Source organism: Streptomyces sp. TG1A-8, from assembly GCF_030499535.1.
GTDB lineage: Bacteria > Actinomycetota > Actinomycetes > Streptomycetales > Streptomycetaceae > Streptomyces.
Genome location: NZ_JASTLB010000001.1, coordinates 2,863,644 through 2,879,150 on the forward strand (window position 1 = coordinate 2,863,644; position 15,507 = coordinate 2,879,150).

A 15,507-nucleotide genomic window follows, 5' to 3' on the forward strand; every position below is an offset into this window, starting at 1 on the left:
CCCCACTGACAATCGCCCTGACCTGCGCCGACGCGCTCACAGGGCCGATTGTCAGTGGGGGGACCTACCGTCGGTGACATGACTGAGCAGGGGGTGCGCTGGACCGCGGAGCAGGTGCTGGCGCTGGCGCCCGACGCCGCGTCGCGCAAGGCGGGAAGCAAGCTGGGCGCGGCCGGGCCGTGGTCGGGGGCGGGCAGCGCGCGGGGGGCGGTGTGGGGGCTGTGCAGGGGCAGTGGCAGCAGGCCGTACCAGACGGCGGTCGACCTCGCGGACGCGGCGGGGCCGGCGTACAGGTGCAGTTGTCCGAGCCGGAAGTTCCCGTGCAAGCACGCGCTCGGACTGCTGCTGCTGTGGGCGGGCGGCGACGGCGCGGTGCCGGTGGTGGCCGAGCCGCCGGAGTGGGCCGAGCAGTGGATCTCGGGCAGACGCGGGCGCGCCGGGGGCGAGCGGGCGGACGCCGGCGGGAGTTCCGCGTCCGGTTCCGTCGAACCGGAGGCGGCGCGGCGCCGGGCGGAGCGGCGGGCCGAGCGGGTCACGGCGGGCGCGACGGAGCTGGAGCAGCGGCTGGCGGACCTGCTGCGCGGCGGTCTGGCCACGGCCGAGCAGGCGGGGTACGGACTGTGGGACGAGACGGCGGCCCGCATGGTCGACGCCCAGGCGCCCGGACTGGCGGCGCGGGTGCGGGAGCTGGGGGCGATCCCGGCGTCCGGTCCGGGCTGGCCGGCCCGGCTGCTGGAGGAGTGCGCGCTGCTGCACCTCCTCGACCAGGGCTGGCTGCGCCGCGACCGGCTGCCGGCGGACCTCGCCGCCACGGTCCGCGCCCGGCTCGGCCTGCCCGCCCCGGCGGACGGCCCGCCGGAGCGCGACCGCTGGCTGGTCCTCGCCCAGTACGACACGGTCGACCCGAAGTTGACGACGCGCCGGATATGGCTGCACGGCGCCGATTCGGGCCGCACCCGGCTGCTCCTCTCGTACGGCGCGGCGGGCCGGGCCCCGCAGCTGGCGCTGCCGGTCGGCCTGGCGCTGGAGGCGGAGCTGTCGGTCCACCCCGGAGCCGGGCAGGTGCGGGCCGCGCTGGGCGAGCGGTTCGCCCCGCCCGCGCCCGCCGGGATCCGCCCGCCGGGTGTGAACACGGCCCGGGCGGCGGCCCGCTACGGCGAGGCGCTGTGCGCCAACCCCTGGCTGGACTCGGTCCCGGTCACGCTGGACCGGGTGGTACCGGGGCCGGGCGGGGAGCCGGGATCGTGGCAGCTGGCCGACGCGGAGGAGGACTCGGCGCTGCCGCTCACCTCGGCCGCCCGCTCCCACCCCGGCCTGTGGCGCCTAGTCGCGCTCTCGAGCGGACGCCCCGTCAAGGTCTTCGGCGAGTGCGGCCACCGCGGCTTCACCCCCTTGACGGCCTGGCCGGAGGGTCCGGGCGAGCCGGTGACGCTGTGCTGACCGGTCCGGCCCCTCAGGGACACGAAGGGAAGGGAACGCCGTGAACGGCACCTCGACCACCCGGGACACCGCGGCTGCCGCCACCTCCTGGGAGGACCTCGTCACCACCGCCCTGCTCGGCACCGACCGGCGGCCCCCGGCGGGGGCCGGGCCCGGCCGCCGGGCCCCGGTGGCGCTGCTGGACGCCGCCGCCGTGGAGGCCGTACGGCGGCGGGCGGGACTGCGGCCCGCGCCGGCGGCGCGGCGGCCGGAGCCCGCGCCCGAGGATCCGCGCCCGCCGCTGCCCGCGGCCGCGGCGCGCCGGCTCGCGACGCTGCTGGCCGACCGTCCGGGCGGTGGCGGCGGCCGGCGGGGCAGCGCGCCGGACCTGGTGGAGCTGTTGCCGCAGTGGCTGGCGGCGGCCAACGCGCGCGGGTACGCGGCGCCGCCGCAGGCGCTGCCCGCGCTGCTGGACGCCGCCCGGGGCCGTACCGACCTGCGGCCCGCGGCGCTGGCGTTCGCCGGGCCGCGGGCGCTGTGGCTGGCCCGGCTGAACCCGGACTGGCGGTTCGCCCTGCGCGCCGCGCCCGGCGGCGGAGCGGCGCTCCCGGACACCGGGGACGGCGAGGCCGTGCGGCGGCTGTGGCAGGAGGGCCTGTTCGCCGAGCGGGTCGCCCTGCTGGCCGCGCTGCGCGCCCGTACACCCGCGCTCGCCCGGGAACTGCTGGCGCGGACGTGGGCGACGGAGCGGGCCGAGGACCGGCTGATGTTCCTGGACTCGCTGCGTGCGGGCCTGTCCGCCGAGGACGAGCCGTTCCTGGAGCAGGCGCTCGGCGACCGCAGCCGCAATGTCCGGGCGACGGCGGCGGAGCTGCTGTCCGCGCTGCCCGGTTCGGCGCTCGCCGCGCGCATGGCGGCCCGGGCCGCCGTGTGCGTGGCCGTGGACCGCACGGGGGACTCGCCGGTGATCGTGGTGGAGGCCCCGCCCGAGTGCGACCCCGGCATGGAGCGGGACGGCGTGGCGGTCAAACCCCCCGCGGGCAGGGGGGAGCGGTCGTGGTGGCTGGGTCAGCTGGTGGAGGCCGCGCCGCTCGGGACATGGCCGCAGCGGCTCGGGGGACGGACGCCGGAGCGGATCGTGGCGCTGCCGGTGGCGGACGGCTGGCAGGGGGAGCTGCACGCCGCCTGGTGCCGGGCGGCGGTGCGGCAGCAGGACGCCGCGTGGGCGAGGGCCCTGCTGGGCGCGCCGTCGGCACCGGAGGCCGGCGGGCCGGGGGCGGTGTCGCTGGCGGAGCGGGCGAAGCTGCTGGCCGCGCTGGAGGCCGGTGAGCGGGCCGGGTGGGTGGCCGGGTTCATCGCGACGCACGGCCTGTCGGAAGCGTTCCAGCTGCTCGGGGTGTGCGCGGTGCCCTGGGCCCCGCCGCTGGGCCGGGCGGTCGTGGACGCGCTCGACATCGCCCGGGACGCGGGCAGCTACCCGTGGAGCTTCAGCGGGGTCATGGGCCTGGCCGAGCGCTGTCTGGACCCGGCCGAGGCGGTACGGCTGGAGGGCCTGCTGGCGGTGCCCGACGAGCGGGAGGACGCGTCGCCGGGGGCCGGCGGGTACTGGGCGGAGGCGTTCCAGCGGCTGGTCACCACCCTGCGGCTGCGGGCGGCGATGGCCGAGGAGCTGGCGCCGTCCGCCTCCGCCGGTCCGTCCGGCGCATGACGGTGTGGCGGGCGCACGGCGGCGTGGCCGCTCGGGGCCGGACCGGAAATCCGGGGCCGGCCCCCGGGCGCCCCGGCCGGGCCCGGCCCGGCGTCCCGCTCAGCCGCCGGAGGCGGCCGGCTGGCGGACGTTCGTCCGCACCCACTCCACGATCGACGTGGTCGTCGCCCCTGGCGTGAAGATCTCCGCGACGCCCTTCTCCTTCAGCGGCGGGATGTCCTCCTCGGGGATGATGCCGCCGCCGAAGACCAGGATGTCCTCGGCGTCACGCTCCTTGAGCAGCGCTATGACGGCGGCGAAGAGGGTGTTGTGGGCGCCGGAGAGGATGGACAGGCCGATCGCGTCGGCGTCCTCCTGGATGGCCGTGTCGACGATCTGTTCCGGCGTCTGGTGGAGTCCGGTGTAGATGACCTCCATACCGGCGTCGCGCAGCGCCCGCGCGATGACCTTGGCCCCGCGATCGTGGCCGTCGAGCCCCGGCTTGGCCACCACCACGCGGATCGGACCGGCTGCCACACCCATCACTGCCTCCATCAACCGACTACGGAAGCGACCGCTTCCGTCCGTACCGACAAGTACCGCACATCCGGCGCGTTGCGTCACCCGTCGCGAAGTGAACGAACGTTATCGCCAGCATCCCGCAAGCGGCGGTTTCACGGTGCGCAGCGAGGGGGAAATCACACGGTGGGACACAAAGGCACACGGGGGGCCGAGCCGCCCTCCCGCGTGCCGACGGGAGGTCGCCCATGAAGGTCACCGGGGTTCTTCCCTCCCTGCCGCTCTACCGGCGGCTGTGGCCCGGAAGGCTGGCTTCCCTGTCGATGGCCCTGGTGAAGGCCACCGCACTGGAGGCCGCGATCCTGGCGGGGCACGTGCTGCTGTACCCGACCGGCCTCATCCAGGAGCGCCCCTGCCCCGATCCCCCGGCGCCGGACGGCACCACCAGACTCCCCGACCGGTCCGGCCCGCCGGTCGTCCTGCTGCACGGCTTCATCGACAACCGCTCGGTCTTCGTCCTGCTGCGCCGCACCCTGGCCCGACACGGCCGCCAGCGGATCGAGTCGCTGAACTATTCCCCGCTGACCTGCGACATCCGCACCGCGGCGGAACTGCTGGGCCGGCACGTCGAGGAGATCTGCGCACGCACCGGCAGCCGCGAGGTCGACATCGTGGGACACAGCCTGGGCGGGCTGATCGCGCGCTACTACGTGCAACGCCTGGGCGGTGACCTGCGGGTGCGCACCCTCGTCACCCTGGGCACCCCGCACTGCGGAACCCGGGCGGTGCCGCTGGCCAACGCCCATCCGATCGTGCGGCAGATGCGGCCCGGCTCCGAGGTGATCGAGGAGCTGGCCCGCCCGGCGCCCGGCTGCCGCACCCGGTTCGTCGGTTTCTGGAGCGATCTGGACTCCGTGATGGAGCCGCTGGAGGCGGCCTGCGTCGAGCACCCCGATCTGGACGCGCACAACATCCGGGTGACCGGCATCGGGCACCTGGCCCTGCCCGTCCACCCCGCCGTGGCCGCCGGGATCCGGGAGGCCCTGGACTGCGAGCACACCGGGGACCGGCTCGCCGACGGGCTGACGGTGGCCTGAGGGGAGCACCCGGGCGGCGGACCGGGAGCGACCGCGGGGCCACGGCACGGTCCGCGCACAGGTGACTCACGGTCACCTGTTGTCGGGCAATCATCGAACACAAAGCCGAACTCGCGCCCGCCACCCCCCGGAACACGGCCGAATGCCCGTTTCAGGCCAACGTGAAACCAGCCGAAGATTGTCGCGCCCGCATACCGCCGGGTACAGTCGCCGCACTGCTCTGGCAGCCCCTGTTGTCGAGGCGAAAGAGAAGTTGGTGAACGATCGTCACCCGTCGGGGACCATGACCACCCCGGCCCCGGCTTCCGACGCCTCCGACGCGCACTACGCGCCGTACGGGGCACGGGAAACCCCGCAGGACGACCTCACCACGTACGGCGGCTACGACGCCACCCGTTTCCCGGCCGGTGACACCGGCACCGGGACCTTCGAGACCGACCCGCTCTTCGGCGACCTCCCGGGCGGCACGCAGCACACCGGCGCGTACGACACCGGGCAGTGGCGGACCGACACCGACCGGAGCCCGCACCCCGACCCGTACGCGGCCCAACACCACACCTCCTACGCCACCGGCGGGTACGACACCACCGCCTGGACGATCCCCGCACAGACCACCGGGAACGACACCACCGGCCAGTGGGACGCGAACGCCTGGCTCCAGCCCGGCGACGCCGGCGCCGACCCCACCCAGCAGTGGGAGTGGGGCACCCAGACCCTCGACACGGGCGCCTACGACGCCACGCAGTGGAACACCGACGGCGCGGCCGTGGCGCACGAACAGCACGCCGAGCCGTTCGACCAGCAGACCACGGCCACGCTCGAGCAGGTCGGGGACGAGTCGGCGACGAGCGTCTTCGAGCAGGTGCCGCACGAGGGCGCGCCCTTCGGCCCCTTCGACACCTCCTCCGAAACGCCCGACGGGGAAAGCGGGCCGGCCGCCACCGGCGAGCTGCCCGTCGTACCGGAGTTGCTCGACGGGCAGGAGGAGGGCGTCCCGGTCCCGGCCGCCCGCGTCGGCTCGCGCGGGGCGGCACGGTCCCGGCGCCGCACGCCTCCCAAGCGCTCCGCGCTGCTGACCATCGCCGTGCCCTCGGCCTGTGTGATGGGGGTCGCCGGAATCGCCGCCGCCTCCGTCGGCGCCCTGACCGACGGCGCCCAGGAGACCACCGCCTCCGCGTCGGACGCGCACGCGGTGCAGCCGTCCGTGGCCAACAGCCAGTTGGACACCCAGCTCAGGACGCTCTCCGCCGGCGCCGACGACTTCGCCGACCGGGCCAGCCGTACGCAGGAACGCATCGACCTCGAGGTGCAGCAGGAGCTGGAGAAGAAGAAGGCCGCCGCGGAGGCCGCGCTCAAGGAGCGGCTGCGACCGAAGTTCGCGCTGCCGGTCGCGCAGCACGGGCTCAGCGCCTACTTCGGGCAGGCCGGGGTGAACTGGATGTCCGTGCACACGGGCATCGACTTCCCGGTCTCCTACGGCACCACGGTCATGGCCGCCACCGACGGCACCGTCACCACGAAGTGGAACAGCGCCTACGGCAACATGATGATCGTGACGGCGAAGGACGGCACGCAGACCTGGTACTGCCACCTGTCCAACTACCGGGTACCCTCCGGGACGATCGTCAAGGCCGGCGAGCCGATCGCCTACTCCGGCAACTCCGGCAACTCCACGGGCCCGCACCTGCACTTCGAGGTGCGCCCGGCGGGCGGATCGGCCATAGACCCGCTGCCCTGGCTGCGCAGCCACGGCCTGGATCCTTCCTGAGACCCGTCGCGCACCGGGTGGGGTGGGGGTCCCGCCCGGACGGCGGGACCCACCCGTGCCTACAGCTTCTCCACCGGCGCGTACCGCAGCAGCAGCCGCTTGGGCTTGTCGTCGCCGAAGTCGACCGTCGCCTCCGCGTTCGCACCCGTGCCCTTCACCGCGACGACCGTGCCGAGTCCGAACTGGTCGTGGGTGACGCGGTCCCCGACGGCCAGGGCGACCACCGGCTTCTCCCCCGCGCGCCGGGTGGCGAACCCGGACGCGCCCGAGACCGCGGAGCGGGAGCGGGTCGAGGACAGCGAGGCCGCGACCCCGGCGGCGGGACCGGAGGGCATCGGCGCGGTCGCCCCCGTCCGCTTCCAGTCCACATGGGCGGGCGGGATCTCCTCCAGGAAGCGGGAGGGCGGGTTGTACGACGGCTGGCCCCAGGCACTGCGCAGCGTGGAGCGCGTGAGGTACAGCCGCTCCCGGGCGCGCGTGATGCCGACGTAGGCCAGGCGCCGCTCCTCCTCCAGTTCCTTGGTCTGGCCGAGGGCCCGCATGTGCGGGAAGACGCCGTCCTCCATGCCGGTCAGGAAGACGACCGGGAACTCCAGGCCCTTGGCGGTGTGCAGGGTCATCAGCGTGATGACGCCGCTGCCGTCCTCCTCGTCCGGGATCTGGTCGGAGTCGGCGACCAGGGCGACCTGCTCCAGGAAGTCGGCCAGCGTCCCCTGCTCGCCCTCGCCGCGCTCCTGCTCGAACTCCAGGGCCACAGCCGCCAGTTCCTGCAGGTTCTCGATGCGGGTCTCGTCCTGCGGGTCGGTGGAGGCCTGCAGTTCGGCCAGGTAACCGGTGCGTTCGAGCACCGCTTCGAGGACGGTCGCGGGTCCGGCGCCGGACTCCACGATCGTACGCAGGTCCTCCATCAGCGTGTTGAACCGCTTGACCGCGTTGGTGGACCGCGCGGCCATGCCGTACGCCTCGTCCACGCGCTTCAGCGCCTGCGGGAAGCTGATCCTCTCCCGCTGGGCGAGGGCGTCGACCATCGCCTCGGCGCGCTCGCCGATGCCCCGCTTGGGGACGTTGAGGATGCGGCGCAGCGGCACCGAGTCCTCGGGGTTGGCGAGGACGCGCAGGTAGGCCAGGACGTCCCGGACCTCCTTGCGCTCGTAGAAGCGGACGCCGCCGACGACCTTGTAGGGCAGGCCGACGCGGATGAAGACCTCTTCGAAGACGCGGGACTGGGCGTTGGTGCGGTAGAAGACGGCGACGTCGCCGGCCTTGGCCCGGCCCGCGTCGACCAGGCGGTCTATCTCGTCCGCGACGAACTGCGCCTCGTCGTGCTCGGTGTCCGCCACGTAACCGGTGATGCGCGCGCCCTGGCCGGCGTTGGTCCACAGGTTCTTCGGGCGGCGGGACTCGTTGCGCTCGATGACCGCGTTGGCGGCGGACAGGATGGTCTGCGTGGAGCGGTAGTTCTGCTCCAGCAGGATCGTCGTCGCGTCCGGGTAGTCCTCCTCGAACTGGAGGATGTTACGGATCGTCGCGCCCCGGAAGGCGTAGATCGACTGGTCCGCGTCACCGACCACGCACAGCTCGGCGGGCGGGAGGTCGTCCGCGTGGGGCGGGGCGTCCCCGGCGTGCTCGCCGGTGCCGACCAGTTCGCGCACGAGTGCGTACTGGGCGTGGTTGGTGTCCTGGTACTCGTCCACCAGGACGTGCCGGAAGCGGCGGCGGTAGTGCTCGGCGACGTCCGGGAAGGCGCGCAGCAGGTTGACCGTCGTCATGATCAGGTCGTCGAAGTCGAGCGCGTTCGCCTCGCGCAGGCGTGACTGGTACAGCGCGTAGGCCTGGGCGAGGGCCTTCTCGAAGCCGTCGGTGGCCCGGGCGGCGAAGTCCTCCTCGTCGATCAGCTCGTTCTTCAGGTTGCTGATCTTGGCGCTGAAGGACTTGGGCGGGTAGCGCTTGGGGTCGAGCTCCAGGTCGCGGCAGACCAGGGCCATCAGGCGCTTGCTGTCGGCGGCGTCGTAGATCGAGAACGAGGAGGTGAACCCGAGCTTCCTGGACTCCCGGCGCAGGATGCGCACGCACGCGCTGTGGAAGGTCATGACCCACATCGCGTGCGCGCGCGGGCCGACGAGCTGCTCGACGCGCTCCTTCATCTCGCCCGCGGCCTTGTTGGTGAAGGTGATCGCGAGGACCTGGCCCGGGTGCACGTGCCGCTCGGCGAGCAGGTGGGCGATGCGGTGGGTGAGCACGCGGGTCTTGCCGGAGCCGGCGCCGGCGACGATGAGCAGGGGGAGCCGGCGTGGACGACCGCGGCGCGCTGGTTCTCGTTCAGCCCCTCCAGGAGGGCGGCGGCGTCGATCGCGGGGCGCGGGGCGCCGTCGCGGTAGTGGGTGTCCCGCTCCGGCGGCACGTCGAACTTCCCGCCGAACAGGTCGTCCGGAAGCGACTCCGGAACGTGATCGTCCTCGGGCGGCGGCGGGGGCTCCTCCTCGTGCCCGCGAGGGGCTCGGAGGTCCGCCAGGAAGCTGTCGTCAAAGAGGCTGCTCATCGCTCTCCGAGTCTAGGGCGCCCCGCGGACAACCGGTCGCCGCCCCGGGGGCACGACCGGTCCCCCGGGGCGGCGATGACCGCTTCGGCACGCACCGGTCCGCCGCTCACGCTGCGCGGGCGTCCCGTCGCGGAGGCCCGCCCGCTCACAGGTCACGAAAATGTATCGGACATTTCGTGCGCCAACCTTCACAGGAGTCACACGAGTTGGCTAAGTTTCCCTCAGGTCGCACGACCCCTTCCGGCGAACGTCGCCGGGCCGCGCGGCCTCCGCCGAGTCCGGTGCGCCCCTGTGCGGCGACCGGAGCCGGGGACCCACCGATCCTGGGGTGAATCGGCCGACTCCCACCCGGGACGACGCCGTAGGGCAACCCTTCCGAACCACCCGCCCGAACCCGACAGCTAACCCGGTAGGCGGCACATGGAAGGAGTCGCCTCCCTTGGCGTCGCACCGCAAGCCGCGCCCCGGCGGGACGCGCGGAGCAGTCGTCCGCACCAGCCCCGCCCTGGCCACCGCCGCCTTCACCTCCGTGGCCGTGCTGTCGCACGCGGCCGAGGCGGCGCCCGCTCCCGACGGCCGGCCGAGCCGGGAGGAGATCGAGAGGAAGATCGAGGACTTCTACCGGCGGGCCGAGTCGGCGGCCGAACCGCAGGAGGCGGCCGGGGCGCGGACCGGCCGGCCGCGCGAGCGCGCCGACGTCCCGCGCGAGGGGGTCCGGCTCCCGGACGGCCCGCGGGACTACTTCGACCAGAGCCGGGTGATGGACCGGCTGGCCTCGACCGTGCGCAGGCGCCAGGAGACCGCCAGGACCCGTGCGACACCCGTCGTGGCGCCGGCCGAGGCGCCGAACGGTCCGAAGACGGCCAAGGCCGCCGCCCAGCGAAAGCTGGCGTCCGCGCGCGCACTGCTCGCCCGGGAGGCGGCCCGGGGCACGGCACCGCCGCCGGGCCGGTCCGCCCGCGGCATCACGCCGTCCGCCGCCCCGGCCGACCTCCCGACCGACCTCCCGGCCGGCAAGGCCGTCGCCTTCGCCCGCGCACAGATCGGCAAACCGTACGTCTGGGGTGCCGCCGGGCCCGGTTCCTACGACTGCTCCGGCCTCACCCAGGCCGCCTGGAAGGCCGCCGGCGTGGCCCTGCCGCGCACCGCGGCCGGCCAGGCCCGCGCGGGCACGGCGGTCACGGTCGCCGAGGCGCGACCCGGTGACCTGGTCTTCTTCGGCGGCGCGCACCACGTCGGTCTCTACCTGGGCGGGGGCATGATGGTCCACGCACCGGGGCCCGGCGCGTACGTCTGCGAGGAACCGGTCCACCACGGCGGCGAAACGCCCGTCCACAGCGTCGTGCGACCGGCCTGACCCGTCCCGCGCCCGCCGTCCCGCGCGCGGTGCGCTGTTCGGGCCCCCGCGCGCGTGCCCTCCCCCGGACGGACCGCGCGGCTCCCTACCATCGGGCGCATGCCCGGCATCTCAGGTCTGCGTGCGTGGTGGGCCCGGCGCCGGCCGGCGGCCGGGACCGCGGTGATGGCGACCGGCATCGTGTCGGTGGGCCTGCACATGAGCGGTGACGAGACGCCGTCCCGGATCCTCCTGGGGGTCGCCTGCGTCGTCTGGGCGGGGCTCGGTGCCGGGTTCGCCGTACGGCTGGTGGGACAGCGGCACCGGTGGGCGGCGCAGGCGCGCGGCCCGGGTGCGCTCACCGCCGTCGCCGCCACGGCGGTGCTCGGCACCCGGATCTCGGCGCTCGGCCGGCAGACCCCGGCGGAGGCGCTGCTGGCGCTGGCGGCGCTGCTCTGGCCCGTGCTGCTCCTGCTCGCCCCACGGAACCGGGGGCGGCGCATGCCCGGGACGGTGTTCCTGTGCTGTGTGGCCGCACAGGGGCTCGCGGTGCTGGCGGCCGTCCTGGCCGCGAGCGAGGCACTGGCGTGGCTCGCGCACGCCGCGCTGGCGCTGTTCTGGCTGGGCCTGGTGTTCTACGGCCTCGCCCTGACGCGCTTCGAGCCGCGCCAGGTGCTGCACGGGGCCGGGGACCACTGGTTCGCCGGCGGGGCGCTCGGCATCTCGGCGCTGGCGGGGGCCGAACTGCTCCTGGCCGACAGCGCGCGCCTGCCCCTGTGGAACGACGACGACCGCGGCACACTGCGCGACATGACCATCACGCTGCTCGTCCTGGACCTGGCCTGCTACCTCGTCCTGCTGGCCGCCGAGGTGGCGCTGCCCCGGCTGCGCCACGACGTGCGGCGGTGGGCGACGGTGTTCGCGACGGGGGCGACCGCGGCGGCGGTGCTGTCCGTCGCGGCCGCCGTGGACGCGCCCTGGCTGACGGGGCCGGGGCGGGCGCTGGTGTGGGTGGCGGTGGCGGCGTGGCTGGTGGCCGTCGTCGCCGCGGTGCGCGCGGCCCGCGCGGGGGCCGGCCAGGGCGGCAGGGGGGCGCCGGGCGTCACGTCCACAGCACGGCGATGAAGATGTTCGCCGTGGTCAGCAGGCCGACCAGCCCGAAGAGCCCCTTGTCCACGTCCTCCTCGTCGCGCTTCACGTAGACCAGCCCCAGGACGACGATCAGCAGGGCCAGCTTGAGGCCGATCTTGACGGTGTTGACGTGGTGGTCGTCGGCCTCGTTGAGACCGACCAGGACCACGCCGGTGGCCAGCATGGTGAACGCGCCGTGCAGCATGGCGGGGACGAAGCGGGCCGTGCCCCGGCCCATCGCCTTCATCTGGGTGAGGAAACCGCCGAGCAGCGCGGCGATGCCGATGATGTGCAGGCCGACGAAGAGATGGATGAGTACGTCCATGGGCCGGAGCCTAATCAGGGGCCTCCCGGCTTCCCGTCACCGGGCCCGGCCGAGGCGCCCGCCGGTCGCGCCCGCGTGTGTTCCATAGCACCCCAGGGCTCCCGCGCGTCCCGCTTGCCCCACTTCGATCACCACGCTGCGTGAAGGCGGTCATGGGAGATCGGTGAACCGACCACGGCCGGTCACGACTCCGCCCGTCATGGGCAGTTCCGCACAGTGCGTTACCAAGCCGTCACCGTTGGCCCTAGCGTCCTCACCCGGGTGACCGGCTCCTGATCACCGTCCTGACCAGGGGCGGCCGTCGGTCTCCCCGGCCGGGAGGTGTCCGGCGCGCTCCCCGTGCGGGCCGCCGTCGGACGCACCGACCGCTCGGTCCTACGAGTCCTACGGAAGGGACGTGACGGTCCAGGTGGCAGCGCACCGCAAACCCCGGCAACGCTTGCTCGGCGGTCACGCCGCCCGCACGGCCGCGACCATCGCCCTGGCGGGCGCGGCCACCGCAACGGGTTTCGACGGGACGGGACACGCCGAGCCGCAGCTGACGCCGGCACAGGTGAGGACGCGGGTGGACCAGTTGTACCGGGAGGCGGAGGCCGCCGCCGAGAAGTACGACGGGGCCCGGGAGAAGGCGCGGGCGGCCCGGGACCGGCTGGACTCCCTGCGGGACGAGACCGCCCGCAAGCAGGACGAGCTCAACACGGCCCGGGCCGCACTGGGGTCGTTCGCCGCGGCGCAGTACCGCGACGGCGGCATCGACCCGGCCTGGCAGCTCGCGCTGTCCAGCGATCCCGACCGGTACCTCGACGGTGCCGCGTTCGCGGAGCGGGCCGGTGACCGGCAGGCCGGGACCGTGTCCCGGGTGCGCGCACGATTGCGGGAGATCGAGCAGTTGCGCGGCGCCGCCCGCGTCCAGCTGGCCTCGCTGCGGTCGCGGCAGGCCGAGTTGAAACGGCGGAAGGAGACCGTCACCGGCAAGCTCGCCGAGGCGCACCGGCTGCTGGACCGGCTCACGCCCCCGCAGCGGGCCCGGGTCACCGGCGGCTCCGTACCGGGACGCGCCTCGCGCTCGGTCCCGGACGCCCGTCCCGCCCCGGCGCCGCCGGAGTCCGCCGCCCTGGGGGTCCGCGCCGCCGAGGCCGTCGCCTACGCCTACCGGAAGCTCGGCAGCCCCTACGTGTGGGGCGCGACCGGCCCGGACGCCTTCGACTGCTCGGGCCTGGTCCAGGCCGCCTACCGCTCCGCCGGGATCTCCCTGCCCCGCACCACCTACGCCCAGATCAACGCGGGCCGCCGCGTGCCCCGCTCCCGGCTGCGGCCGGGCGACCTGGTGTTCTTCTATTCCGGCGTCAGCCACGTCGGCCTCTACGTCGGCGACGGCCGGATGATCCACGCCCCGAACCCGTCGGCGCCGGTGCGGCTGGCCCCGGTCGACGAGCTGCCGTTCGCGGGAGCCACGCGGGTGGTGTGAGGGTGGCCCCCCGGGCCTGTCAGACCAGCCGGCGGGCCGTGGCCCAGCGGGTCAGCTCGTGGCGATTGGACAGCTGCAGCTTGCGCAGGACCGCCGAGACGTGGGACTCGACCGTCTTCACCGAGATGTACAGCTGCTTGGCGATCTCCTTGTAGGCGTAGCCACGGGCGATCAGGCGCAGCACCTCACGTTCGCGCTGGGTGAGCCGGTCCAGGTCCTCGTCGACCGGCGGGGCGTCGGTGGAGGCGAAGGCGTCCAGGACGAACCCGGCCAGGCGCGGGGAGAAGACGGCGTCCCCCTCCTGGACCCGGAAGACGGAGTCGACCAGGTCGGCACCGGTGATGGTCTTGGTGACGTAGCCTCGGGCACCGCCGCGGATCACGCCGATCACGTCCTCCGCCGCGTCGGACACGGACAGCGCGAGGAAACGCACGGGCCGCTGGGCGTCCGTCGTCAACGCGGCGCACCTGCGCAGGACCTCGACCCCGCCGCCGCCCGGCAGGTGGACGTCGAGGAGGACCACCTCGGGGCGGGTCGCGGTGATGACCGTGACCGCCTGGTCGACGTCCGCGGCCTCGCCGACCACCTCGACGCCGGTCTGCGCGGTCTGCCCGATCTCGGCCTGGACGCCGGTGCGGAACATGCGGTGGTCGTCGACGAGCACCACGCGCACATGGCGCCCACCCGCGCCGTCACCGGCGGTGGGTCCGGACCCGGCCGCCTCCGCCGGCGCCGCAGTGCCGTTCGCCTCGGTCGCGTCGCTCATGACGTCCTCTCCGCCCTCTCCATCTCCAGTTCGACCTCCGTGCCCCCGTCCGGCACCGCCCGCAGGCGGGCCGTGCCGCCGTTGCGCTCCATCCGGCCGATGATCGATTCTCTGACGCCCATGCGGTCGGCGGGTATCGAGTCGGGGTCGAAGCCCGGGCCGCGGTCGCGGACGGACACGAAGACCGTCCTTCCCTCGACCTCGGCGTAGACCTGTACGGCGCCGCCCTGGCCACCGTACTTGGCGGCGTTCACCATCGCTTCGCGCGCGGCCTGCATCTGCGCCGCGGTCCTCTCGTCGAGCGGGCAGTCGCCGACCACGACGACCTCGATGGGCACACCGTGCTTGTCCTCCACCTCGGCGGCGTTGCGGCGCACCGCCTCGGCGACCGTGTCCGGCTCGTCGGCCTCGTCCTTGCCGGTGCCCTCCGGCTTGTAGAGCCAGGTGCGCAGGTCGCGCTCCTGGGCCCGGGCCAGGCGGCGCACCTCGTTCGCGTTGTCGGCGTTGCGCTGGATCAGGGTGAGGGTGTGCAGCACGGAGTCGTGGACGTGGGCGGCGACCTCGGCGCGTTCCTGGGCGCGGATGCGCATCAGGCGCTCCTCGGACAGGTCCTGGGTCATCCGGACCAGGTAGGGGCCGGCGAGCAGGGTGACGCCGACGAGGACGGCGAGCGCGGCCTGGAGGACGGCGCCCAGGTGGGCGGCCGAGCCCTCCATGACGAAGATGGCGGAGACGCCGGCCGTGACGAGCAGGACGCCGACGCCCGCCCGCAGCAGGGTGAGGGTGCGGCGCCTGCTGCCGACCTCGACCCAGCGGGCCCGGCGGGCGTTGTCCGCTTGGCGCCAGACCAGGGCGACACCGGCCGCGACGAGGACGGCGGGCAGCAGGTACGCCTTGGCAGCGCCGCCCGGGTTGACGCTGCCCACGAACACCATGGACACGACGACCATGAGGAGCAGGGCGAGCATCTGGCCCTTGTCCGGCTTGCGGGCCACGAGTCTGCGGCGGCCGTCCGGCGCGGTTTCGGTGCCCACCAGCGAGGACGGCCTGTGGTCGCCGACACCGCCGACACCGAGGGGCACGAAGAACCAGAAGGCCGCGTACAGCAGGGCGCCGAGGCCGTTGGCCATGAACAGGCCGGCGAACGCGAGCCGCACCCAGACCACGGGCAGACCGAGGTGCCCGGCGAGGCCCCGCGCCACTCCGCCGAGCCAGCGGCCGTCGCCGCTGCGGTAGAGCTTGCGCGGCGGCCGCTGGTCGTCGAGGGTCGGTGCTGCGGCTTCCGGCATGCCAACGATGGTCACACGGTCGTGGGGGCGGGGCATCAGGGTCGGCCCCCTAGACGCCCCTGATCTCCGTGCCGGCCCGGCGGGAGCGGGGGCCGACCGCCGCACAGGCTCCCCGTCGAACACCTCCCCGCCGCTGTCTCAGGGCCGATTTCAGGGTTCGCCC

The 15,507-nt window shown here is 74.5% G+C and carries 11 protein-coding genes, 1 pseudogene and 1 riboswitch; of the genes and pseudogenes, 7 read left to right on the top strand and 5 right to left on the bottom strand.

All coding sequences use genetic code 11. The features are described 5' to 3' along the window. Window positions 1-78 precede the first annotated feature (78 nt). Together QQY24_RS12145 and QQY24_RS12150 are read left to right on the top strand one after the other, a co-directional pair. A complete protein-coding gene (locus QQY24_RS12145) occupies window positions 79-1,440 on the top strand; it encodes an SWIM zinc finger family protein (RefSeq protein WP_301972703.1) in 1,362 nt (453 codons plus the stop codon). A gap of 40 nt (window positions 1,441-1,480) precedes the next feature. Continuing rightward, entirely contained in the window at window positions 1,481-3,127 is a 1,647-nt protein-coding gene (locus QQY24_RS12150) for a DUF5691 domain-containing protein (protein WP_301972705.1), read from the top strand. 99 nt (window positions 3,128-3,226) lie between these two features. On the opposite strand, the gene QQY24_RS12155 is transcribed toward QQY24_RS12150, so the two are convergent. Further along, complete coding sequence (locus tag QQY24_RS12155) at window positions 3,227-3,649, bottom strand: cobalamin B12-binding domain-containing protein (protein ID WP_301972707.1); 423 nt, start codon at window positions 3,647-3,649, stop codon at window positions 3,227-3,229. A gap of 224 nt (window positions 3,650-3,873) precedes the next feature. Here QQY24_RS12155 and QQY24_RS12160 point away from each other — a divergent pair, with 224 nt between their 5' ends. Beyond that, on the top strand, window positions 3,874-4,722 hold the full coding sequence (locus tag QQY24_RS12160) for a triacylglycerol lipase (protein ID WP_301972709.1): 849 nt from the start codon (window positions 3,874-3,876) through the stop codon (window positions 4,720-4,722). Window positions 4,723-4,978: 256 nt separating this feature from the next. After that, entirely contained in the window at window positions 4,979-6,490 is a 1,512-nt protein-coding gene (locus tag QQY24_RS12165) for a M23 family metallopeptidase (RefSeq protein WP_301972710.1), read from the top strand. A gap of 59 nt (window positions 6,491-6,549) precedes the next feature. Here QQY24_RS12165 and pcrA read toward each other — a convergent pair. After that, window positions 6,550-9,029, bottom strand: a pseudogene (pcrA, locus tag QQY24_RS12170) (DNA helicase PcrA). A 260-nt stretch (window positions 9,030-9,289) separates the two neighbouring features. Continuing rightward, a riboswitch (cyclic di-AMP (ydaO/yuaA leader) is annotated at window positions 9,290-9,460 on the top strand. Window positions 9,461-9,468: 8 nt separating this feature from the next. Here pcrA and QQY24_RS12175 point away from each other — a divergent pair. Beyond that, on the top strand, window positions 9,469-10,386 hold the full coding sequence (locus QQY24_RS12175) for a C40 family peptidase (protein WP_301972712.1): 918 nt from the start codon (window positions 9,469-9,471) through the stop codon (window positions 10,384-10,386). A gap of 99 nt (window positions 10,387-10,485) precedes the next feature. Then, window positions 10,486-11,490: a hypothetical protein gene (locus QQY24_RS12180; RefSeq protein ID WP_301972714.1), complete on the top strand. Its 1,005-nt coding sequence runs from the start codon at window positions 10,486-10,488 to the stop codon at window positions 11,488-11,490. Here the strand turns inward: QQY24_RS12180 and QQY24_RS12185 are convergent. Then, window positions 11,468-11,821 (bottom strand): hypothetical protein, encoded by a 354-nt coding sequence (locus tag QQY24_RS12185; RefSeq protein ID WP_301972715.1) that lies wholly within the window; start codon window positions 11,819-11,821, stop codon window positions 11,468-11,470. The two genes, QQY24_RS12180 and QQY24_RS12185, sit on opposite strands and share 23 nt — an antisense overlap. A 409-nt stretch (window positions 11,822-12,230) precedes the next feature. Here QQY24_RS12185 and QQY24_RS12190 point away from each other — a divergent pair, with 409 nt between their 5' ends. Further along, window positions 12,231-13,289 carry an NlpC/P60 family protein gene (locus tag QQY24_RS12190; protein ID WP_301976225.1) on the top strand — a complete coding sequence of 353 codons (1,059 nt, stop codon included), beginning with the start codon at window positions 12,231-12,233 and terminating at the stop codon, window positions 13,287-13,289. A gap of 19 nt (window positions 13,290-13,308) precedes the next feature. Here QQY24_RS12190 and QQY24_RS12195 read toward each other — a convergent pair whose 3' ends face one another. Continuing rightward, entirely contained in the window at window positions 13,309-14,055 is a 747-nt protein-coding gene (locus tag QQY24_RS12195; protein ID WP_301972716.1) for a response regulator transcription factor, read from the bottom strand. Then, window positions 14,052-15,344 (bottom strand): ATP-binding protein, encoded by a 1,293-nt coding sequence (locus tag QQY24_RS12200; protein WP_301972718.1) that lies wholly within the window; start codon window positions 15,342-15,344, stop codon window positions 14,052-14,054. Before QQY24_RS12200 ends, QQY24_RS12195 begins: the two co-directional genes overlap by 4 nt. Window positions 15,345-15,507 lie beyond the last annotated feature (163 nt).